Source organism: Anatilimnocola aggregata, assembly GCF_007747655.1.
Lineage (GTDB): Bacteria > Planctomycetota > Planctomycetia > Pirellulales > Pirellulaceae > Anatilimnocola > Anatilimnocola aggregata.
Window position 1 is genome coordinate 8,136,511 of record NZ_CP036274.1, and the last position, 21,409, is coordinate 8,157,919.

Below are 21,409 nucleotides of genomic sequence, written 5' to 3' on the forward strand. Positions count from 1 at the left end.
CCAGATAAATGCCCCAGCCCGACGCGTGGCCCAGCTGAAACCTATAGTTGCCGGGCGAGGTTGTCGCCCGAATTTCCTCATTCAGATGTGCGAGTGGCTCCCATGGGTTTACCTGCTCGGCGAATCCGCCAACCAATTTCGTTCATGGGTTCCCTGTTTCGTCTCGTCGATTTCGCCTCGATTGTCGGCGGCCTTTGGCTGGCCTCGTGGCTGATTGGCCGTTTGCCGCAGCACGAAGTGGTGGCGGGTTGCCTGGCGATTGTCGGGCATCTGCTGATCGCCGAGTTCACCGGCCTCTATCGCAGTTGGCGTGGAGTCTCCAGCGAGCGCGAAGTCTTCTGCACGCTGCTCACTTGGGGTTTGTCGTTGGCATTGCTGGCCACTGTCAGTCTCACCTGGCTCGGCATATCTCCCGCACAGTGGCATGGCCAGGCTCGGCTGCTGATGCTCGTCTGGGCCTGTTCGACCGCCGGCTTCATGGTCATTTCGCATTCGCTCCTGCGCTCCGCCAAGCGGGCCTTATGGACGCGCGGGATGAATCGCCGCCCGGTGGCCATTGTGGGTGTGACGGAGTTGGGCTTTCAACTGGCACGCAATTTAGACGCCTCACCCGAACTGGGTCTGCAGTTGGCCGGTTACTACGACGATCGGCCGGCCGATCGCAATCCAGAAATGCCCGCTGGTCTCAAGCGGCAAATCGGGCGGATCGAAGATCTGGTTGCCGATGCCAAGGCGGGCTTCATCGAGACGATTTACATTACATTCCCGATGCGGGCCGAAGATCGCATTCGTGGCGTGCTGAGCAAACTGAGTGATACGACGGCGTCGGTTTATATCGTGCCCGACTTCTTCGTCTTCCAAATGCTTCACTCGCGCTGGACCGATATCGGCGGCTTGCCCGCGGTCAGCGTGTTCGAGAATCCGTTCTACGGCGTCGATGGCGTGGTCAAACGTGTCTTCGACCTGGTGGCCGGCTCGCTCATTTTGCTGGCCGCTGCCATCCCGATGCTGCTCACGGCCATCGCCATCAAACTCACCTCGCGCGGGCCGGTCTTCTTTCGGCAGCGCCGCTATGGGCTCGATGGGAACGAAATCCTGGTCTGGAAGTTCCGCTCGATGCGGGTGTGCGAGAACGGCGCGAAGGTAACACAAGCGACCAAGAACGACGCGCGGCTGACGCCGATCGGTGGTTTCCTCCGCAAGAGTTCGCTCGATGAACTGCCGCAGTTGTTCAACGTCCTCGGCGGCAGCATGTCGCTGGTCGGGCCGCGGCCCCATGCCACCGCCCACAACGAGCAGTACCGTCAGATGATCGAAGGGTACATGCTGCGGCACAAGATCAAGCCGGGCATCACCGGCCTCGCCCAAGTTCGCGGCTGGCGCGGCGAGACCGACACGCTCGAGAAGATGCAAAAGCGAATCGAATGCGACCACGAATACATTCGCGAATGGTCGCTCGGCCTCGATCTGAAGATCATGCTGCAGACCGTGCTCGTCGTCCTCAAGCGGAAGAACGCGTACTAAGCAGTGCGTGTGGGATGGGCAGCTTGCCAAGCCAGCAACGAGATTTTCGGTGACAGTTGCTTGACAACTAATCACTAAGTATAGATAATTCAGGTGGCTGTTTGGCAACCTGGTGGAAGGACCGTCCCTGCGCGACGAGAGCAATTCGCGCCGTCGCAAGGAGCCATTTCTTGGGGCTCCTCGTTAGGCACCGAGCGCTGCGAAAAGCTCTGCGGAGCTTCAACAACGGGGGTTTATCAACAAACAGGACGATTTCAGAACTTGCAATTTGGGCGCAATTCGTTGTCCCAGAACGACTTAATTGTGTTGCACGCAAAAGGGGGGTGTTGATAAACCTCGCGGCACTGCGTCGTCACTGACCCGAACCAGAGTGACCCTGAAGCGTGAACCGCCGCAGGGGGTGTTCAACAATCGGATTGATTGTTAGGTGCCGAATGGCATAACACTCGTGTTTCCGCGAAATTGACTACTAACAACAGGGCGGATTGTTGAACGTTTAGGGTTTTAAGAACTCTTCCGGCTTGAGGGCTGCGGGGGTGATGCGAATCTGGCGAATGGCCCCCTGATACCAGTGGACCTTGTTGAAGCGCACGCCGATTGAAGTCTGGCCCGCGGCCAAGGGAGTTAGTTCGATGTCAGCTGCCAGTTCTTCTTTGCCGTCGACATAGTGCTGCATCTTCTTCGGCTGGACGACGAGCGCCGCGTGGTACCAGGGGCCGAGCGGGTGCAACGAATCTTTGGCGAATAGAGTGTGTTTTCCTTCGCCCGTTTGCAGGTAGGTATCGAGGAACCATTGTCCATCGACTGGCAGGCGAGTTTCAAAGAGGACGCGGTCTTCGCTGCCGGTGGGCTGAAAGTGCAAGTACCGCTGCTCTTTGGGTCCGCCTGCTGCTGGGCGAAAAATGACTTCCACCGTGAATTCCTTCAATCCCGCGAGCGGATTGGTGTCGAGATACAGAGCGTCTCCTTTGCCATCGAACTCAATGGCCTTTCCTTTTTCCGTCTCAATGACCCGGGGTTTGCCGACGAGAGTTACCTTGTTTCCGCCGATCTTTTCCAAATTGTCGAGTTGCCAGACCACCGACTGCTTGGCCGGAGTTTCGGCTTGGAGCGAGAGGCTGCTAAGAGCGAGGGTCAACAAGAGGGAGAGACAAAGGTTTAGCTTCGGCATCGACGATTCTCCTGGCAGACGCGGATTTTAGCGGAGAGCAATTTACGACTTTGCCCGAATGTACCAACTCTGCGCAGCCCCTAGTATTGCCCGCGACTGCGCTGCCCCGCACAGCGTCGGGCTACTTTGATCGGCTGGTCAGGCGTATATTACCAGGCGCGCGGTTTGCATTACGAAGCGAACCAATTCAGTTCGCTAACGTGCGGAGTTTGCTGGCATGACCCAGAATCCTGAAATGCATTCCGAAATGAAGGTCGTCAGTACTGTCGATCTCGATACGGTCGCCCCGCCCCGCGATAACCCGCCGCTGGCCGTGCGTTGCTTTGGTGCGACCGACAAAGGTCAACACCGGGCCAATAACGAAGATCAGTTTCTGGTGGCGCAGTTGGCGAAGTCGCTCCGCGTCTTGCAGACCAGTTTGCCGCAACCCAAAACGCGGCACAGCAGCGACTGCAGCCATTTGTTTATCGTGGCCGATGGCATGGGGGGACATGCGGCTGGCGAACAAGCCAGCGCGCTGGCCATCGATTCGGTCGAGACCTACATCCTGGAAGCGCTCAAGTGGTTCACGCGCGACGAAGGCGAGTCCGACGATAAGTTGCTTTCCGACTTTCGCCAGGCCCTGGGGCATGCACACGAGCGAGTCCGTTACGAAGCGGTTGCTCACCCCGAGTTGCTCGGCATGGGAACCACGCTCACACTCGCTTACAGTTTGAACGAGGAGTTGTACGTGGCCCACGTGGGCGATAGCCGCTGCTATCTGTTTCGTGACCGCACTTTGTACAGTGTGACGCAGGATCACACACTGGTCGAAGACATGGTTCGCAAGGGTGCGTTATCGCCCGAAGAGGCCATTCATCATCGTTGGCGACATGTCATCACCAGCACTGTCGGAGGTGAATCGGCAAAGGTGCGAATCGATGTGCATCGCCTGCACTTGATGCCCGGCGACACCGTGCTGCTCTGTTCGGATGGCCTCACCGAAATGCAAACCGGCGATGAAGTGGCTGCCATTCTGCAGTCTGCACCCGATCCCGAAACTGCCTGCCGGGAATTGATCAATGCCGCCAATGCCGCGGGTGGGCGAGACAACATTACGACCATCGTCGCCCAATATGCCCGTGGCGAGTGTTAGCCAGGACAATGTTAGCTGGGCTTTAAGCTTTGCTGATCGACAATCCGCGGAGTTCTCGCGGCAGCGGAAAGTGAACATCTTCGAGGCGGAGCGTACGGACTTCGACCGTGGCCTGAAAGTGCTCGCGCAGATATTCGACGCACTCCTGCACGACCGACTCGGGCGCGCTGGCACCGGCCGTGATGACGACGTTTTCGACTCCTTCGAACCAGGCATCGTCCACGTCTGCTTGGCCGTCGATTAGGTAGGCCTTCACGCCATGCTCGGTTGCCAGTTCGCGCAGCCGCTGGCTGTTCGAGCTGTTCTGGCTGCCGAGAACCAGCACCAGGTCGGCTTCGGCGGCGAGCGTGCGTACTGCCTCTTGGCGATTGGTCGTGGCGTAGCAGATGTCTTCTTTCGGCGGGCCGATGATCTGCGGAAAGCGAGCTTTGAGGCAACGAATGATGCGATTGGCATCGTCGACCGAGAGCGTCGTTTGCGTCAGATAAGCGAGCTTGGCGTCATCCGGAAAGTTGAGGGCGTTGATGTCTTCTTCGGTCTCGACCAGGATGATCGCAGCTGGTGCTTCGCCCATGGTGCCGATGACTTCGTCGTGCCCTTCGTGGCCGATCAGAAAGATGGTGTATTCTTCTTTGGCAAAGCGGATTGCCTCCAGGTGGACCTTCGTCACTAATGGACAGGTGGCATCGATGGCCCGTAGCTGGCGGTCTTTCGCCAGTTGGCGAATGGCCGGCGAAACGCCGTGCGCCGAGAACAGCAGCGTGGAGCCGGTCGGCACGTCTTCCAGATGATTGACGAAGACGGCCCCTTTGTCTCGAAAGGTTTCGACGACGTACTTGTTGTGCACGATCTCGTGATAGACATACACGGGGGTGCCGAAGGCCTGAATCGCCAGATCCAGGCTTTCAATCGCCATGTTCACCCCCGCGCAAAATCCGCGCGGAGCAGCCAGAATTATTCTCATCGCAGTGCAAGGCTCCTTACCCGGCATCATAACACGCCTCGCTTGGAGTGGCAGGAGCAGTTTAAGCGGGGTGAAGTAGAGGCCAATCTAAGAACCGCAGAACGGGGCGAGAGAATCACAGGAAAACCGCGGAGGTGAATCTTCAGAAATCGCCTGCGAAAGGCCTCTACTTTACCTGCCGCGCTAGCAGGCACATCAATTCGGGTACGCTGGAGACAGCGAGTTTTTCGAAGATGTGGACGCGATGTTTCTCGACTGTCTTGGGGCTGATCCCCAGATGACGCGCGACTTCCTGCGTCGTCTTCGCGTCGATAAAGCCTTGCATCACTTGCCGCTCGCGATCGCTCAAGCGATGCAACCGGCGATGCAGATCGCCAGTCTCTGCCTTGCGACTCCGATCGGTGGCGAGGGCTTTTGTTACCTTGTCGATGAGCGCCACTTCCTCAATCGGCTTCTCGAGAAAGTCGATCGCGCCGTTGCGGATGGTTTCGACCACAGAGGGCGTTTCAGCAAAGGCCGAGATGACAATGACCGGCAGGTTGATGTGACGCTCGTTCATCTTACGCTGCAGTTCGAGTCCACCAATGCCCGGCATTCGCAGGTCGAGCAGTAGGCACTCGTTGTCTTGCGGCACATAAACCGACAGAAAGTGCTCGGCCGAATGATAGCCCTTGGTGTGGATGCCACTGGTCGACAGCAGCAGGCCGATGGCGATCCGAAAATGCTCGTCATCGTCGACCAGATGAACGCAAGGCTCCGTGGTTAATGGGGCGTGACGGGCTGTGCGGAGTACCAATGCGGGCATATTGATCACAACGGTTCTTCCTGAAGAATTTGCGGTAGGACCACGCGAACAACGGTGCCGCGATCCTGGGGAATAAAGTCGATGCGGCCGTGATGCTCGTGGACAATGCTGTGAACCACGCTTAGCCCAAGACCGGTTCCGCCTGCTTTGTGCCGCGTCGTAAAAAAGGGCTCGCCTAACCGCCAGGCTTGTTCGCGGGGTATGCCGCAGCCGTCGTCGGTCACGCAGGCTTCGATCTGTCCTTCGCACAGGCCGCAGCGAACGATCACTCGCTTAGCTCCGGCCTCGATGGCGTTCCGCAGTAAGTTGACGAAGACCAACTCCACTTCCAGGGCACTGCCGCGCGCCGGCAAGGGATGATCGGCCAGTTGCACATCAATCTGGCAATTTCGTTCCGACGCATAGCTGCGAGTGATGGTCTCTGCAGCGGCAAGCACATCGCGCAGATCGAACTCGTTGTGGCTGGCCGGTTCATCGCGGCAAAAACGGAGCAAGCTCCGTACGATCTGAGTGCAGCGGCGAATGCTGCTGAGGGAGTTATCGAGGCACGTGCGCAGTAAACCCGGAGAATCGCTGGGCAGTGATCGCAGACCCGCTTGAGTAGCAGCCAGTGCCGCGCCGAGTGGATTGTTGATCTCGTGGGCAATGCCGGCCACAAAGTTACCCAGTGTGGCCAGTCGCTCGCTGCGGCGTTCGCGATCTTCGTCTTCCTTGCGAACGGTGATGTCTTCGGCAATGCCCGCCACGCGCTCGACTTTGCCCGTCGCATCGCACACGGGAAAGGCCCGCGCGCGAACCCAACGAATCGCCCCATCAGGGCGACGAATACGAAAATCAGCTGTGGGAGAAGGACCATCGTGGTCGACATGCAGAAACGCCTGCACGCGGTGTCGATCATCTTCGTGCACTGATTTCCAGATGGCATGCTGTTCGGCACGCAGGGCATCCTCGACACGAAAGCCCCAAATGCTTTCGTAGCCTGGACTGAGATAGATCACTCGTCCTGGCGCGCTAGTGGTGCGATCTTCAATCCAGAAGGCGGAGTCTATACTTGCTGCCAATTGCACGAGCCGGTCATGGCTTTCGCGCAAGGCCTGCTCAGCCAGACGGCGATCTTCCACTTCGGAGCTCAAACGCTGATGGATTTGCCCGCGGCCAGAAGCATCGTCCACATCTTGAGGAGTTGGCCAGGTATTGTGTACGACGAAGTCGTGGCTCTTGCGCGGCGTGATGTCGATCGCCATTCCCACACAGCCCACAATGTCACCGTCGACCGAAAGTGGCTCGAGATACAAGCGGTACGCTTTGCGGCGAAAGATATGATCCAGTGACGAGGCCTGTCCCAACAAGGCCTTGGCATGCGCAACGATCAGTGGCGAGTCACTGGTCAGGTCTTCGCCCAAGCAAACGCTGATGGGGGAACCGACAAGAGTCTGCAGATCGCGGCCGAAATCGCCACCGCTACCGCCCGCCGAAGCCACGGTCAATTCGCGGTCAGTGGTCCAAACCAACGCCGGCAAACGCCGCAACATCAATTGCCAGGCGAGTTCGCCCCGCTGAGTGGCCGCTGAGTTCCCCACGGGAGCCGCTGGCTGACTTACTGCAGCATTCGGTGCCAGAGTTTGAGAGAACTGCTGCTCTGCGACAATTGCCGTGCGCTTGCGAGTAGACAAGGAACGCATTCCTGTGCAAAGGTGATCTGCGGACCACAGGGAAAGAAAGCCATTTGCTGCCAACGAACTCTAGGCTGCAGCGGTTCTTATGCGAGGGCCGAACCGAGGAGGAAATCCCTGCCAATGCGCGGGCATTGCCGCGTCTGTGTGCGGGCGGCGGGGATGGTGAGGAGGGAATGGACGGTGCGACCAGAACACCTCCCAGACCAATGGGGAATTCCTCCATCTTCGTTGGCAGAGCGAGAAGCCGGGGTAACGTGGATTCCAGTCGATAAAACGACCTCGCTTTCCAGTTCATCACTTGCGAACTCCCAGGGCCCCAACCGGAATCCTTTCCGGAATGGTGCTCTTGGAGGGGCGGCCTGGACTTCGGCGAAGAGACACGAATCTGCCCCAGTGTCACTCGCGCGTGCCAGGCTGCCCTTTACATATTGTCAGTGTCGTCATCGTCGTGCGGACATCCACATCAGCAAACGTCCGTGATGTCTGAGGAAATTCCCGCCCCTCGTACGCCGTTGCTGCATGTATTGGCAGATATGAGTCGCGGTCAATGGGATGACGGCCCATCGACCAACAATTCGTTGCGATACAAATCCAATGTGCATAACACAGAATGTGACAAACCGCTGACACTAGGGGATGACAGATTCAATGACAGATTCAATGACAGAACGCAGGAGCTATTGGCACGTGTTCGCCGATTTGCTGCTGATAGCAATGAAACCTAAAGAATTCCCTCAAAAGAGGCGTTTTTAGTAATAGGATATCGGGCGCACTTTGAACGTTTTTCCGGCAAAACCTCCAAAACCAGCAAGATATTCACTTTTGTTATCTTAGTTTCGGGATCCTTGGGCAGAAGGAGTCCGGTGGTGGACCATTTCGTCTGTTTGCATATCGTTGATGCGAATCCTCTCTCGCGAAACAGTCTGATCCAGATTGCGAGTCAGCTTCACTGGCGGCACCAGCTATATGAAAGTGCCGAAGCGTTTCTCGCGCGCTATCGTCCACAAGAACTGGAGTGCCTGCTGATCAGTCTAGATCAGCCTGGGATGAGTGGCCTGCAACTCATCCAGGAGGTGCGCCGGCGCTATTGGTCGGTCACCATTGTGGCAACACATCCCTGGCCTTCGACCGCAGTCGTAGTCGATGCCATGCAAGCCGGCGCGTGCGACTTTCTCGAGCAACCATTTGATTCAGCGAGCCTGAACGAGAAGGTGACGCGTGCCACTACCGGCGATGAACAGACCAAGCGACGTTTGCGCGAACGAACCACGCGCCTCACCACCCTCTCGGCGCGCGAGCGCGAGGTGCTCGATTTGCTGCTCGCAGCGGCGACGACGGTATGCATTGCGAACCGCTTGCAGATCAGTCCCAAAACCGTCGAAAAGCACCGCACGAACGTAATGACCAAGCTGAACGTTGGCAGTGTGCCCGAGCTGATGAAGCTCTGGCTGCAATGCACACCCGGTGCGCTGCCGGAACTACCTGCTGCAACCCGGCAGTACGTGGTGCCTATGAGCCATCTCGGTCAGATGTTCTCGTCCCCGGCCACCATTGGAACTACGTAGCGAATCTCAACGATTTACTTACCTGCCTTTCGATTCGGCCAGGTAGGATCTTTCGCGAGCGGCAATTGCACGGCTTTGCCCGTCGCCGCCGCCTTGTAGATCGCCAAAATCACTTCCACACTGCGGCGACCTTCGTGACCGTCGATGAGAGGCTTCGTCCCCTTCTTGATCGCCGACAAAAAGTCTTGGAACAGCTTTGTGTGGCCATGATGGCCAATCGCTTTGGGATCGGCGGCCCCACCACCGGTGTGCGTTTTGCCAGCCATGCGGGCCAGAAGTTCTTCATCGGCTTTGGTCTTTTTCGCGAACTCCCAGCGGATGATATCTTCTTCCCGCATGCAGGCGCTTCCTTGATCGCCGTGAAGTTCGATGCGTTTGAGCTCGCCCGGAAAGGCGGCAGTGCTCGCTTCGATCACGCCCAGCGCGCCACTTTTGAACTTGATCGTGGCGACTACAACATCTTCTACTTCGATCCGCTCGTGCGCAAGTGTAGCGGTGGCGGCGGTGACTTCCGCCACCGGGCCCATGAACCACAGCAGCAGATCGAGGCTGTGAATCGCTTGATTCATCAGCGCGCCGCCGCCGTCCAGTTTCCAGGTGCCGCGCCAAGCACCACTGTCGTAATACTGCTGCGTGCGAAACCACTTCACGTAGGCGTCGCCCAACGTCATGCGGCCGAAGCGTCCTTTGTCGATCGCCTGCTTCAGCAGCTGCGACGAATGGTGAAAGCGCGAGGGGAAAATCGTCGCCAGCGTAACGCCGGCTTGCTCGCAGGCTTTGATCATCGCATCGCAGCGTGCCAACGTAACATCCAGCGGCTTTTCGACGACCACATGCTTGCCCGCTTTGGCTGCGGCTACACAAGCTTCCATGTGCGCGCCACTGGGCGTGCAGATGCTGATGCCATCGACCCGCGGATCGGCAAGCATCGCGTCCAAGTCTTGATAGGGTTTGCAGCCGGGGATTTCAGAAGCGAACTTCTCGGCTGACTCTGCAGTCTGGCTGTAACAAGCCGTGACCGCAGCCCCTTTAATATCTGCAATGGCCCGCGCATGAAACCGGGAGATCATTCCGCAACCGACAATACCGAAACCGAATGGCATGGTGATACTCAGGGGGCTAGGGACTGGGAACTAGGGACTGGGGGAAATGCAGAACGCAGAAGTCAGAATGCAGAATAATACGAAAGGAGCAGCTTGGCACTTCCCTTCGTTCTGCATTCTGCATTCTCACTTCTTCATTCTTCGTCGACTTCCATTTCGAGTTGGCGCATTTTGCGGTATAGGTTCGAGCGGTGCAAACCGAGACGCTCGGCGGCGGCGGTCATGTTGCCACGGCAAGCTTCAATGTGTCGCTTGATGTACTCGATTTGAAACCGCTGGGTGGCATCGGTCAGCGGAGCATCGAGCGAAAGTGCATTCGCGGCGGTCGACGCCGGTGACAGGATGAATGCGAGATCTGGCGCGTCGAGTTTGTCCTGATCGTCCGGGGCCAGGTACGCGAGTCGTTCCATCAGGTTTCGCAGTTCGCGCACATTCCCCGGCCAGCGATGCGCCAGTAATCGCCGCTTCGCTGCGGTGGTGAATTTCACAATTCGACGACGGGCCTGCAGGCAAAAGTGCTTAAGAAAATGTTCTGCTAGAGTGACAATATCGTCGCCACGGTCGCGCAGCGGAGGCATATCGAGCGTGACGACGTTCAAGCGAAAGTACAAATCTTCGCGGAACCGCTTCTGACGCACCAAATCGGCCAGGTTCTGGTTCGTCGCGGCGAGGACGCGCGCGTTCGTTGCAATGTTCGTCGAACCGCCTACGCGGACGACGATCTTTTCCTCCAGCACGCGGAGCAACTTCGCCTGCCCGGCGAGGCTCATGTCGCCAATCTCATCGAGAAATAGGGTTCCCTTCGACGCAAGTTCGAATTTTCCCTGCCGCATTTCGCGGGCATCGGTGAAAGCTCCCTTTTCGTGGCCGAAGAGTTCGCTTTCGAGCAGAGTTTCGGTAATCGCGGCGCAATTGACGGCCACGAAAGGCTCTGCCCGACGCCGGCTGCCATAGTGAATCATCTGCGCGACGACTTCTTTGCCCGTGCCGTTCTCGCCGAGGATCAGTACTGCGAGATCAGTGTCGGCTACGCGGCGAACCGTCGAGCGCAGCGCCTGTACTGCCGGGCAATCACCGATCATTTGCACCCGCTGGGCAGCGTCGTCTGTGATCTGCTTGCGAGAATGGAGCAAGTCTTCGACTTGCTGCGTGTTTTCGAGCGCGACGGCTGCGTGCGCCGCAAGTTCGACGAGTGCCTCCTGATCGATATCGGTGAAGTTGCCGCCGATCTTATTGATGACTTCGAATGCGCCGAACAGTTCGCCGCTGCGACCCCGCAGCGGCACGCACAAGAGCGACTTGGTATGAAACTTCAACTGCCGATCGACGCGGCGGTCGACTTCCCCTTGCTCGGCCTCGACATCCACGTCGACTCGCCGCGGCTGTCCGCTGTGAATCACCTGTCCCACGATGCCGGTGGAATCTGGAATCCTCAGTTCGTTCCCTTGTACACCAAGAGCGGGACGACCAATCAATTGCTTGGCCGCGCGATCCCAGAGAAAGATCGTCGCTCGTTCGGAACCGAGGAGCCGCGTGGAAGTCGCCGCCATCTGTTCCAGCAGCGGAGCCATTTCGAGCGTCTGTTGCCAGCGAGCAGCGATCTCCAGAATTGCCTGCAGCCGCATCAAGCGTTGATCGAGCCGTTCTCGCTCGCGTACGGCCGCGAGCGCTGCATTGAGCCACCCCGCAGTCGTGACAAAGGCATCGCTCGGTTCGGGACGTTCCATCCAGGTTCGATAAGCGGCAAGTAGTTCTCCGGTGCCACTGTGGGGAGAAAGGGGTGTCACATACCACTGGCGCTTCAACTGGGCTTCGTCACTATCGAGCACTTCGGCTAGCAGGTCGGTCGGCAGTGGCCGCTCCGGCCCCGAAGCACCCAGCACGCGCCATTTCCCTTTTTCTCCCTTCACCAGCGCCAGGTAATCGCCACCCAAAGCCTGGCAAACGAGGGGAAGGGCCTGCTTGAGGAACGCGGCGGGTACATTCTCAAGCGCCGCGGCATAAAACAGATGCGAGGCGGTCTCGGCAAGGGCTGGGTGGGCATCGAGACTGGCCAGCGTAGGACGGGGAGTTTTGGCCATGAGTTGAAAATTCGTCCGCGCGGGCAGTTGCCAGTGTCGTCAAGGAGATAGCGCTATCCTACGGAAGTGTGGTCAAATCGAAAAGTCTGGCATAGGCGATTTCGGCAAGCTGCGGTATTCTGCGGGCATTGGAATTTAGGTAGCCCGAAGCGCAAGCGAGGGTTTTGGCAACGGAACGTACGCTCACAAGTCTCCCTCGCTGACGCGTCGGGCTACTTGGCAGCTAGAGGTAACTCACACATGGGCATGTTCGACGGAAAAAAGGGTCTGATTCTCGGCGTCGCCAATGATCGCTCGATTGCGTGGTACATCTCCAAGTTCATCATGGAACAGGGGGGCGTCTGCGGGTTCACTCACCTGCCCGATAAGGCCGACGACGAGCGCAAGAAAAACCGCATGCGGGTGCAGAAGTGCATCGACGATTTTCCGCAGCAGGCCAAGTTTCTCGTCCCGCTCAATGTGCAAAGCGATGAGAACATTGCGGAAGTCATGGCCCTCGCCCAGAGCGAGTTCGGCCAAATCGACTTCCTGCTCCACTCCATAGCCTTCGCTACGCTCGATGACCTGAAAAAGGACACCATCGAGACCAGTCGCGAAGGTTTTAAGCTGGCGATGGAAATTAGTGCCTATAGCTTGCTCGCCGTTTGTAACGCTGCCAAAGGAATCCTCAAGCCTGCCAAGCTTAGCGATAAACGCGAAGTGGTCGAAAGTGGTGCCGCAGTGCTCACGCTCACCTATTACGGCGGCGAGCGAATCGTTCCCGGATATAATGTCATGGGCATCTGCAAAGCGGCTCTCGACTCGTGCATGAAGTACGCTGCCTACGACCTCGGCCTGCATGGCATTCGTGTCAACGCACTTAGCGCCGGCCCGCTGAAGACCCTCGCCGGCTCGGCTGCTGGTGTCGGTGATATGCAAACGGTCTACGACCAGATGTCGCCACTGCAGCGCTGCGTCACGCACGAAGAAGTCGGTCGCACCGGCGCGTTTCTCCTGTCTGAGATGTCGGAAGGGATCACTGCCGAGACCATGCACGTCGACGGCGGCTTCTCCGAAATGGGCAGCCCCGGCCGCATGCTGGATAAGTATCGCAGCAAGTAGTTGCTACTGTTGATTGACCGATTTCAACGGACACGGGCTCTATCCACCCGTGTCTGCTGCGGCCATTGCAGCCAACATCTCCACGGCTCGATAGTTGCGCGCTGTGGCAGTTACTCCCAGCTTCTTTTCGACAATGCCAGCAAGCTTTGACTTGCCGAAGCCATCCGGCGTATGAAGATAGAAAACGCGACCAAGTAATTGAAATCGTTCGGTTGCAGTAGCTTGCTTCTGGAGTGTCGCCAAGTCGGGCGAATCTGGTTCGACTGCGAGAAAGAAGAAGTGCAGCGTTTTTGGATCGCTGATCGCCTGCGGAAACGGGTTATTCACGATCGCTGTCTGCAGTTCGCCTAGGGTCAACAGCAGTAGCGCCGGTCGAAAGCCGAACTCCGCTTCAACTTGGTCCCCGATTCGCTTGCCGAGTGCTGGTCCCTTCTTCACCGTAGTGGCGAACACCACATTGCCGCTCTGGATGTAAGTCTGCACGCGTACGCAGTCAAGCTCTTCCAGCATCGCTGAGAGTTTCTTCATCGGCAGGCTATGGTTGCCGCCAACATTGATGCCACGAAAGAGTGCGATCCAGGTATGCATAGGCCATTCTTACCCAGTGAATTGCGGAATGCCTAGTTCACCCGAAGGGTCAAGAAAAGACAAGGGCCGCCGCGGAGTGATATACACCCAGCAGCGGCCCTTGCGGAACAGTCGAGGCAGCAGTCTTCAGTCCGTTGAAGCGGCTTACTTCTGATCCTTCTTTTCATCCATGACTTCGCGCAGATGCTTGATGTGCTTCTCGGTCGTCGCGTGAGCATCGTCGATCTCACTGGCAAGTTCGCTCGACACATGATTGCGCAGCACCTTCAATTGCGTGGCAGCCATCATGTGGGCACCCAGCTGGTGACCAAGGAAGGCCTTGTCGAAATCGTTACCTTCGTAGCGCGACAATTCCTTCTTGCACGATTCCAAACCTTCGGCAGCCACTTCTTGGTGCACTTGGCTCCAATTCAGCTGACCGCTGACTGGACGCAAGGCAACCCGCGGCTGACCAGCATTGCCGGGTTGGGTGTTGGGCTGAATAGTGGTCCCTTGCACGGCCACGCGAGCGGCCGGGTTATTCGGCGTAGTGGCCGGATTGGCCCGGGCACCTTCGCGATTGTCGTTGCGATCGCTGTCACGACGTTCCTCGCGGCGATCGCCATCGTTACCGCGGCCCTCTTCACGCCCTTCGCTGCGAATACTGGTATTCGTAGTGCCAGCCCACTTCGCGAACTTTTCTGCCCCGGCAGTATGATCCTTGATCATCAGCGTAGCGACTTCTTTTGCTTCGTCCGATTTCAGCCTCGACATGGCGAACTTGGCGATTTCAACTTCATTTCGATTGCAAGCTGCAATCAATGCGGCAACTTCCTGATCGGCGTTTCGTTGAGATTGCTGACCTTGTTGCGATTGCTGAACTTGTTGATTGCCCCCGGCGACACCGGGACGAACTTGGTTTTGCTGATTCTGATTTTGCTGATTCTGAATCGGCTGCCCTTGACCAGGCTTGATCTGGTTGTTGGTACTGGGTTGTGTTCCCTGACCAACGGCCAAACCACCAAAAAGCACTACTCCCGCGACCGACCATCCGTAAACTTTGCGCATGTGCAACTCTCCTAAAAAGAACTTCGTGAAAACCGAAAAACCAGCGTGCTTGGGAGCAACACAGGGGATACATTCCGCCTCTGCGAATCCCGGTGCATCGGCCCAAAACACTACGACTGGCAAGACTCTCGCTCCGCCGCCCCACGCAGCGAGAGTTGTGAACTCCTAAAGAAGCACGCAACTGCGATCGCCTTAGCGAAGCGCAGTGGCGTGCGCAGTGACACCGTTATGTCGATGAATGATTTCGTACAGGTCAGCGGCATATTCTGGAGCCTGCACCGTGACAAGCGTTCGTCCCGATTTAAGTTCTCCTTCGTAATACACGGCATCTTCTTCCGAGATACCGAGCCCCACCAGCGCGCCTACTAATCCAGCCGTTGCAGCACCACCCGCTGCACTAGCCAATACTGCGGCCAGGATGCCGCCGGAAATGACTGGGCCAATCGCAGGCAAAATATTCGCTGCGATTCCGAGTGCCCAGAGCGCTCCAACACCAGCGCCCGTCGCCGCTCCGACCGCGGCACCTTCAACTGCCTTGGTGCCAGCATCTGCCGGCCGGGGATCAACGTATTCGCGTCCGTTGGCATGACGCAGCACCATACCGATGCGACTCTCCTGAATTCCAAATGCTTTCATTTCGCGAACTGCTTCTTCTGCTTCGCTGCGATTCTCGAACACGCCGACAATTGTTGTTTGTACGGTGACTGACATATCACTACCCCTTCACACCCATTGCTGTTTCCTTGGTGCCAGCGTCCTGCCTGCACTCGATTCTTGATCTGAGTCCTCGCACAATCTGCAAAGGCGATGCCCACTTCGCATTGGCATGAAAGTTCATTTCGCTTCTAGCGAGAATTCGCCTAGTCGGCCGCCAATTCGCGAGGAATTAACTTCGCGATCTTCGCCTCGACATCGACGAACAGAAATATTGCCAAAGAATCGGCGTTTAAGATTACGAGTGCACAAACGTCAGCGCGCAAAAATCATTCAACCTGTCCAAACAGAAACCAGCGCGGCGTGACTAAGCAAACAGCTCGCGAATGGGCAGACCGGACGATAACAGCGGAATCGGCCGGCCTTGAGAATCGGTCAGCGACTGCTGCGGATCGACGCCGAGCACTTGATAGATCGAGGCGAGCAGGTCACCCGGGCTTAATGGGCGGTCTTTTGGCTCGCTCCCATCAGCAACCGTTGAGCCGATGATCTGTCCTGACTTCACTCCACCGCCGGTGAGAACTGCCGACATCGCGGCGGGCCAGTGTCCGCGTCCTGCCCCCTTATCAATTCGCGGGCTGCGACCGAATTCGCCAAACGAAGCCACCAGCGTATTGTCGAGCAGTCCGCGCTCGGCCAGATCGGAGACGAGCGCGCAGAAGGCCTGATCATATCGCGGCAACCTGGCTCGCAAGTTTTTCTCAATCGTGGTGTGGTCGTCCCACCAGTCGACATCTTTCTCATACAGGTTGATAACGACCAACGAACTCCCCGCCTCAATCAGTCGCCGCGCCAACAGTGCCCCCTGACCATAGGCATGACGGCCGTAGCGGTCGCGGGTCTTGGGCTGTTCTTGTTCTAGATCGAAAGCCCGCCGCGCCTGCGGTCCACCCGCCAATTCCACGGCCTGGGTCAGGGCATCATCAGCATCTTGATAGCCAACGTTGGCATCCCGTTGCGCTGCCAGGCGATCAAGCGAGCGGAGCAGGTTCTGGCGATCTTCCAAGCGGGGGAGTGAAATCTCTTTCGGCAACATGAACTCCGGCGGGCGATAATTCCCCAAGCTCGGATCGCCGCCGGAGTTGAGTGCCTGATGGCGCGAACGAAGATAACTCGCCCCTAGATAAAAGCCCATATGCGTGCGGTAATCTTCGGGCACACACACATACGCGGGCATTCCCTCCTGGCGCGGACCCTGTAATTTCGAAACGACTGCCCCCATTGCCGGATGGCTCTGCCCGCGGGCCCGAGCGTTGAGGAGCGGATAGCCCGTCTGCAGCCAATGGGTAGCGTCGTCGTGTACGCTCAGGTGATGCGTCACTGACCGCACCACTGCCAACTCCTTAGCCAGCCCATGATGCGCCGGCATGATCTCGGGCAGCAACAGCCCCGGCAATGACGTCTCGCAAGCTTGAAACGGACCGCGAATTTCAGCCGTCTGCTCGGGCTTCATATCATACGTATCGATATGGCTTGGCCCGCCAGCAAGAAAGAACAGAATCGCCGATTTGGGGGCGCGGCGCTTCGTTGCAGCTTCGCTCAGCGCGGTCGGAAGCACACTCGCGGCGGCCAGCGACCCTGCGGCCAACGTCGAAACTTGCAAGAAGCCCCGTCGTCCTGCTAGCCGGTAGCGAACCGAACTTGCCGAGTCCTTTGCCATCGGAGCGTACGCCTTATCGCGGACTTGAAGAACCATCGACATCCGTTGATGCCGACTCATCGTAGGACATCTCCCTTGGCAATGCCAGCTTTCGTGTTGCCCCTCCTTAGGCGCGCACAACTTAGTCGCAAGCACCGCGCGATGCAAATCTTCCACAGCCAACGAGCGACGATAACTCGCACCCCCAAAAATGTAGTTGCATTTCGTCGCAAAACTCGCCACAGTTCACCGTTACCAACCGCCGAATTCTCCCCCGCTAACCCCCTCCCTTCAGTCACTCTGCTCGCAAGGTTGCTCCGCATGGCTGCGCCTCCCCTCCGCGAAGCTTACGATTGTGTCGTCATTGGCGGCGGCAACTCCGCCCATCTGCTGACCGCGGCGTTCAGCCAGGCCGGCTTGAGTTCGCTTCACTTGCTGCGCGAAACAACGCAGCCTCCGGCAGCTTGGTTGCATCCGCGGCTGCTTAATGTTGGCAATGACGAACAGCCTCGCAGGACTGCGCTCGCCGGCGTCCAAGTGCTCGATACGAGTGGCCGACTGCTGGCGTCACTGACTGCGAGCGCTGCGGGCGCTGCGGGCGAACAATCGGCCGCGAATCTGCCCAGCTGTCAGCATGAGCGCGCCAGCTTGGGCACGACGACAGTCTTTCAGCTTCCGAGCAGTTGCGATGTCAGTGCGAGTGAGTGCGACAAGCTCGAATTGTGCGGGACTCGCTGGCGCCACAGTATTCAGACACGTGCGGTGATTAACCTGGTTCCTGCACATAGCGAGCAGGCATGGACGGCAATTGGCGGACTCTATCGCGGCGTGACCTTTTTACCCGGTGAAGAGCGGCAAGGCTTGTTGTTTGCGACTTATCGTGGGTGCGAAGTTTTCTGGCTCATGCCTGGGCAGAATGGCTTGACCAGCCTGGGTTGGCTGCGTCCGAGCCCAGTTGGCACGAATATCGATTCGCTGGCAGGTTCGATGGAAGAAGCTCTGGTGGCCTGTCCCGCTCTAACGCAGCGGCTCATCGCCGCGCAACTGGTCGGCAACTGGCATCAGACTCACGAAGAACCAGCAATCGGCGGTACCCCGAACCACTGGCTTACACTCGCCGCCAGCGAGTCATGGATCGATCCCGTTTTTTCCGGTGGTCATTGGCTGCTGGAGTCATTCCTACCACAAATCGTTTCTCTGGTCTCGTCAGTTTGTATATCCGTGCGCGACCAACGAAGTGCCACGCAACAATTGCAGTTTGAATGGCTTCAGGCGGCGCGGTTACTCCGAGCGCGAACCAACTGCTGGTATCATCCGACCGACGCTACCGCCGATCTGGTGACGCGTGAAATATTCGCCCAATTGTTGGCCAGCGACTCTCACCACGGTCCCACCACTGGCCTACTACCTGCCAGCAGTTTTTCTTGGGAGGCCCGCGGCATTCTGGCCCCTCGCCGCGCGTTGTTAAGTTTGTGAAACATGTCTAACGCGGTCTCTACCTCGACTGGTAATTGGCGACATTAGTTAACCGCGGGCTGATTTCGCGTTTTTTTGTCGCGATTTGCCGAAAACTCGGGTTCTGGCGGCGCGCGCGGCCGCTTGACGGTTTGACCGGGGCGTGAATAGCATGAGAAGTTTGTTTCTGGCCCGAGTTGTTCGTTTTCATTGTGGATGCAGGCCGCATGCAGGTAACAAAAGTCGCCCTTGTAGGGATGGGCACAGTGGGTGCTGGAGTCGCCCGACTGCTAATCGATCATGGCGATCGAACCGGCAGGCATGCGGGACGCATACTGTGGGTCGAAGAGGTGGTCGTCGCCGACCCCAAGAAGGCCCGCGACTATGCGCTGCCCAAGACCGTCACGCTGTCGGACGATCTCTCCCGGATCACCAATAATCCGGAGATAAAGATTGTTGCGCACCTGGTCGGGGGACTCGAACCGGCCCGCACGATCATGCTCAAGTTGCTGGAAAGTGGCAAAGACGTCGTCACGGCGAATAAAGCGCTGCTGGCCGAACACGGTCCCGAGATTTTTGATCGCGCCCGCGAATTGGGCCGCGCAATCGCTTTCGACGCTGCAGTCGCCGGCGGCATTCCGATTATCACGAACATCAGCCAATGCTTTTCGGCGAACCAGATTCTCTCGCTCCGCGGCATTCTCAACGGCACAAGCAATTTTATCGTCTCGCAAATGGACGAGCAGGGTGAAACGTATGCCGAGGCGTTGAAAGAAGCTCAGCAGCGGGGCTATGCCGAAGCTGACCCAACAATGGACGTCAGTGGCGCAGACGCAGCACAAAAGTTGGCAATCCTCGCGCACCTCGCCTTCGGCGCGCAGGTCCACTGGAACGACATTCCGCGCGTCGGCATCGATACGCTCGATGCAGCCGACCTGCACTACGCCCGCGAACTAAACTATCGAATTAAGCTGATTGCAGTCGCCAAGCTGCGCGACAGCGGGCTTGAACTGCACGTCACGCCGAACTTGGTGAAGATTGGCACTCCGCTGGCCGAAGTTCGCTTGGCTTACAACGCCATCAGCGTGGTTGGTGATGCCGTTGGTTCCATCTTCTTCCACGGTCTCGGTGCTGGGCAAATGCCCACGGCTTCCGCCGTCGTCGCCGACATGATCGATATGGCCGTCGGCCGCACACCGATCACCTTTCGCACCGTCGAACTGTGGTCCAAGAGCGAAGCCCGCGTGCAGCAGTGCGATCACTCCGCACTCCCCAGTCGCTTTTACATTCGCCTCACCGTCGAAGATCGCCCCGGTGTGCTGGCCGAAGTTACCGGCGTGCTTGGCAAGCATCAAATCTCTATCGCTTCTGTCATTCAACACGAACCGAGCGAAGAAGACGGCGGCCAATCCATCGTTCCTCTCGTCATCATGACCGCCCAAGCCACCGAAGGCGCGACGCAGAAAGCCATGGCCGAAATCGGCAAGCTTACCTCCGTTCGACCCAACGCCGTTCGCATGCGCGTATTGGACTAAGGCTTATAAAATGAAGTACGCAATTGTGATTCCCGACGGCTGTGCCGATGAACCGCAGGAAAGCTTGGGTGGTAAAACGCCGCTGCAGGCTGCAAAGACGCCAGCCATGGATGCAATCGCGCGCGCGGGAGTTGTCGGTCGCGCGAACAATGTGCCGCTACATTTGCCCGCAGGGTCGGATGTCGCCAATCTCAGCTTGTTCGGCTACGACCCCAATGTGTACTTCACCGGTCGGGCACCACTCGAAGCCGCTGCGCAAGGCATTCAGTTAGGCCCCGAAGATTGGGCCATCCGCTGCAATTTAGTGACCGTGCAAGATCAGACAATGAAGTCGTTCACCGCGGGACACATCTCATCGGAAGAAGCGAAGGCGCTGCTGATCTCGGCCCAAAAAGAACTGGGAGCGGACAATCTGGAGTTTGTACCCGGCGTCAGCTATCGCAATCTGCTGCTATTTCGTGGCGCCAAGGTGAAAGCGCCGTTCAGCAAAGAGACCCGCGCCACGCCGCCGCACGATCTCACGGATAAATCCGTCGCGAATGATTTACCCAGCGGACCCGGTAGCGAAATCTTGAATTCGCTCATGGGCTTTAGCAGGCCCTTGTTTGCCAATCACCCAGTAAATCAACGGCGATTGGCGGCGGGCAAGTTGCCTGCGACCAATCTTTGGCTTTGGGGTCTCGGCAAAACACCGAGCCTGACTCCCTTTTTCGAATTGCATCAAAAACGCGGCAAGATGATTACTGCGGTCGATTTACTCCGAGGACTCGCGGCCCTGATTGGCTGGGACCGAATCGAAGTTCCCGGCGCGACCGGCTATCTCGATACCAACTACGCGGCCAAGGGTCAGTATGCGATCGACGCTTTGGATAGTACCGACGTGATCTGCGTTCATGTCGAAGCGACGGATGAGGCATCGCATGAAGGTCGCGTTGATGCGAAAATCGCCGCGCTCGAAGCCATCGATGAACAGATTGTCGCGCCACTCCATGCGGCGTTAAAGCAGTACGGCGACTACCGGATTCTGGTCTCGCCCGACCATCCAACGCCTTGCCGCACGAAGACTCACAGCCACGGCTTCGTTCCGCTGGCGATTTGCGGGACCGGCGTCACGGCCGACGCCGCCACCACCTACGACGAAGTTGCTGCGGCAGCCTCTCCTCTTTCCTTTGAGGAAGGGTGGAAGATGATGGCTCACTTTTTGGGGGCTAGGGACTAGGACCTGGGAACTGCAATGCAATTAGCTATCTTCCTTATCCTGACCTCCGACTCCTGACCTCCCTCTCACACTAACTCTCTCTAACTT

General features: G+C 57.9%; 17 protein-coding genes. 7 read left to right on the plus strand and 10 right to left on the minus strand.

What is annotated here, in order from left to right:
- The first annotated feature begins 102 nt into the window (after positions 1-102).
- Positions 103-1,524: an undecaprenyl-phosphate glucose phosphotransferase gene (locus ETAA8_RS30975; RefSeq protein ID WP_145098247.1), complete on the plus strand. Its 1,422-nt coding sequence runs from the start codon at positions 103-105 to the stop codon at positions 1,522-1,524.
- 496 nt (positions 1,525-2,020) lie between these two features.
- Here ETAA8_RS30975 and ETAA8_RS30980 read toward each other — a convergent pair whose 3' ends face one another.
- Positions 2,021-2,695, minus strand: a complete 675-nt coding sequence (locus tag ETAA8_RS30980; protein WP_145098250.1) for a LamG-like jellyroll fold domain-containing protein — start codon at positions 2,693-2,695, stop codon at positions 2,021-2,023.
- 217 nt (positions 2,696-2,912) lie between these two features.
- Between ETAA8_RS30980 and ETAA8_RS30985 the strand changes: the two genes are divergently transcribed.
- Positions 2,913-3,830, plus strand: coding sequence for a PP2C family protein-serine/threonine phosphatase (locus ETAA8_RS30985; RefSeq protein ID WP_145098253.1), 918 nt, complete (start codon positions 2,913-2,915; stop codon positions 3,828-3,830).
- A 22-nt stretch (positions 3,831-3,852) separates the two neighbouring features.
- On the opposite strand, the gene ispH is transcribed toward ETAA8_RS30985, so the two are convergent.
- The 3 genes from ispH to ETAA8_RS31000 all read right to left on the minus strand — a co-directional run bounded on the left by ispH (position 3,853) and on the right by ETAA8_RS31000 (position 7,272).
- A complete protein-coding gene (ispH, locus tag ETAA8_RS30990) occupies positions 3,853-4,794 on the minus strand; it encodes a 4-hydroxy-3-methylbut-2-enyl diphosphate reductase (protein ID WP_145098256.1) in 942 nt (313 codons plus the stop codon).
- Positions 4,795-4,960: 166 nt separating this feature from the next.
- Positions 4,961-5,599 carry a response regulator transcription factor gene (locus ETAA8_RS30995; protein WP_238397837.1) on the minus strand — a complete coding sequence of 213 codons (639 nt, stop codon included), beginning with the start codon at positions 5,597-5,599 and terminating at the stop codon, positions 4,961-4,963.
- 5 nt (positions 5,600-5,604) lie between these two features.
- Complete coding sequence (locus ETAA8_RS31000; protein ID WP_202921373.1) at positions 5,605-7,272, minus strand: two-component system sensor histidine kinase NtrB; 1,668 nt, start codon at positions 7,270-7,272, stop codon at positions 5,605-5,607.
- An 869-nt stretch (positions 7,273-8,141) separates the two neighbouring features.
- Between ETAA8_RS31000 and ETAA8_RS31005 the strand changes: the two genes are divergently transcribed.
- Complete coding sequence (locus ETAA8_RS31005) at positions 8,142-8,840, plus strand: response regulator transcription factor (RefSeq protein ID WP_145098263.1); 699 nt, start codon at positions 8,142-8,144, stop codon at positions 8,838-8,840.
- Between the two features lie 14 nt (positions 8,841-8,854).
- On the opposite strand, the gene ETAA8_RS31010 is transcribed toward ETAA8_RS31005, so the two are convergent.
- Positions 8,855-9,943 carry a Gfo/Idh/MocA family protein gene (locus tag ETAA8_RS31010; RefSeq protein WP_145098266.1) on the minus strand — a complete coding sequence of 363 codons (1,089 nt, stop codon included), beginning with the start codon at positions 9,941-9,943 and terminating at the stop codon, positions 8,855-8,857.
- A 134-nt stretch (positions 9,944-10,077) separates the two neighbouring features.
- The gene (locus tag ETAA8_RS31015; RefSeq protein WP_145098269.1) at positions 10,078-12,024 is read right to left on the minus strand and encodes a sigma-54 interaction domain-containing protein; all 1,947 of its coding nucleotides are present in this window, start codon (positions 12,022-12,024) and stop codon (positions 10,078-10,080) included.
- 240 nt (positions 12,025-12,264) lie between these two features.
- Here ETAA8_RS31015 and ETAA8_RS31020 point away from each other — a divergent pair, with 240 nt between their 5' ends.
- Positions 12,265-13,125 carry an enoyl-ACP reductase FabI gene (locus ETAA8_RS31020; RefSeq protein WP_145098271.1) on the plus strand — a complete coding sequence of 287 codons (861 nt, stop codon included), beginning with the start codon at positions 12,265-12,267 and terminating at the stop codon, positions 13,123-13,125.
- 39 nt (positions 13,126-13,164) lie between these two features.
- Here ETAA8_RS31020 and ETAA8_RS31025 read toward each other — a convergent pair whose 3' ends face one another.
- The 4 genes from ETAA8_RS31025 to ETAA8_RS31040 all read right to left on the minus strand — a co-directional run bounded on the left by ETAA8_RS31025 (position 13,165) and on the right by ETAA8_RS31040 (position 17,194).
- Positions 13,165-13,713 (minus strand): DUF1697 domain-containing protein, encoded by a 549-nt coding sequence (locus ETAA8_RS31025; RefSeq protein ID WP_145098274.1) that lies wholly within the window; start codon positions 13,711-13,713, stop codon positions 13,165-13,167.
- A gap of 144 nt (positions 13,714-13,857) precedes the next feature.
- Entirely contained in the window at positions 13,858-14,760 is a 903-nt protein-coding gene (locus ETAA8_RS31030; RefSeq protein WP_145098276.1) for a DUF4142 domain-containing protein, read from the minus strand.
- 192 nt (positions 14,761-14,952) lie between these two features.
- Positions 14,953-15,471, minus strand: a complete 519-nt coding sequence (locus ETAA8_RS31035) for a hypothetical protein (protein ID WP_145098279.1) — start codon at positions 15,469-15,471, stop codon at positions 14,953-14,955.
- Between the two features lie 310 nt (positions 15,472-15,781).
- Complete coding sequence (locus ETAA8_RS31040) at positions 15,782-17,194, minus strand: DUF1501 domain-containing protein (RefSeq protein WP_145098282.1); 1,413 nt, start codon at positions 17,192-17,194, stop codon at positions 15,782-15,784.
- A gap of 240 nt (positions 17,195-17,434) precedes the next feature.
- Here ETAA8_RS31040 and ETAA8_RS31045 point away from each other — a divergent pair, with 240 nt between their 5' ends.
- The 3 genes from ETAA8_RS31045 (at position 17,435) to ETAA8_RS31055 (ending at position 21,322) form a co-directional block, all read left to right on the plus strand.
- Positions 17,435-18,589 (plus strand): hypothetical protein, encoded by a 1,155-nt coding sequence (locus tag ETAA8_RS31045; RefSeq protein WP_145098285.1) that lies wholly within the window; start codon positions 17,435-17,437, stop codon positions 18,587-18,589.
- A gap of 206 nt (positions 18,590-18,795) precedes the next feature.
- A complete protein-coding gene (locus tag ETAA8_RS31050; RefSeq protein ID WP_145098288.1) occupies positions 18,796-20,103 on the plus strand; it encodes a homoserine dehydrogenase in 1,308 nt (435 codons plus the stop codon).
- A 10-nt stretch (positions 20,104-20,113) separates the two neighbouring features.
- Complete coding sequence (locus ETAA8_RS31055) at positions 20,114-21,322, plus strand: cofactor-independent phosphoglycerate mutase (RefSeq protein ID WP_145098291.1); 1,209 nt, start codon at positions 20,114-20,116, stop codon at positions 21,320-21,322.
- Positions 21,323-21,409 lie beyond the last annotated feature (87 nt).

What these genes read in the sequence shown, in the direction of transcription:
- ETAA8_RS30975 (WP_145098247.1), top strand. Translation starts at nt 103, where the DNA reads ATGGGTTTACCTGCTCGGCGAATCCGCCAACCAATTTCGTTCATGGGT.
- ETAA8_RS30980 (WP_145098250.1), bottom strand. Translation starts at nt 2,695, where the DNA reads ATGCCGAAGCTAAACCTTTGTCTCTCCCTCTTGTTGACCCTCGCTCTT.
- ETAA8_RS30985 (WP_145098253.1), top strand. Translation starts at nt 2,913, where the DNA reads ATGACCCAGAATCCTGAAATGCATTCCGAAATGAAGGTCGTCAGTACT.
- ispH (WP_145098256.1), bottom strand. Translation starts at nt 4,794, where the DNA reads ATGAGAATAATTCTGGCTGCTCCGCGCGGATTTTGCGCGGGGGTGAAC.
- ETAA8_RS30995 (WP_238397837.1), bottom strand. Translation starts at nt 5,599, where the DNA reads ATGCCCGCATTGGTACTCCGCACAGCCCGTCACGCCCCATTAACCACG.
- ETAA8_RS31010 (WP_145098266.1), bottom strand. Translation starts at nt 9,943, where the DNA reads ATGCCATTCGGTTTCGGTATTGTCGGTTGCGGAATGATCTCCCGGTTT.
- ETAA8_RS31015 (WP_145098269.1), bottom strand. Translation starts at nt 12,024, where the DNA reads ATGGCCAAAACTCCCCGTCCTACGCTGGCCAGTCTCGATGCCCACCCA.
- ETAA8_RS31020 (WP_145098271.1), top strand. Translation starts at nt 12,265, where the DNA reads ATGGGCATGTTCGACGGAAAAAAGGGTCTGATTCTCGGCGTCGCCAAT.
- ETAA8_RS31025 (WP_145098274.1), bottom strand. Translation starts at nt 13,713, where the DNA reads ATGCATACCTGGATCGCACTCTTTCGTGGCATCAATGTTGGCGGCAAC.
- ETAA8_RS31030 (WP_145098276.1), bottom strand. Translation starts at nt 14,760, where the DNA reads ATGCGCAAAGTTTACGGATGGTCGGTCGCGGGAGTAGTGCTTTTTGGT.
- ETAA8_RS31035 (WP_145098279.1), bottom strand. Translation starts at nt 15,471, where the DNA reads ATGTCAGTCACCGTACAAACAACAATTGTCGGCGTGTTCGAGAATCGC.
- ETAA8_RS31040 (WP_145098282.1), bottom strand. Translation starts at nt 17,194, where the DNA reads ATGAGTCGGCATCAACGGATGTCGATGGTTCTTCAAGTCCGCGATAAG.
- ETAA8_RS31045 (WP_145098285.1), top strand. Translation starts at nt 17,435, where the DNA reads ATGGCTGCGCCTCCCCTCCGCGAAGCTTACGATTGTGTCGTCATTGGC.
- ETAA8_RS31050 (WP_145098288.1), top strand. Translation starts at nt 18,796, where the DNA reads ATGCAGGTAACAAAAGTCGCCCTTGTAGGGATGGGCACAGTGGGTGCT.
- ETAA8_RS31055 (WP_145098291.1), top strand. Translation starts at nt 20,114, where the DNA reads ATGAAGTACGCAATTGTGATTCCCGACGGCTGTGCCGATGAACCGCAG.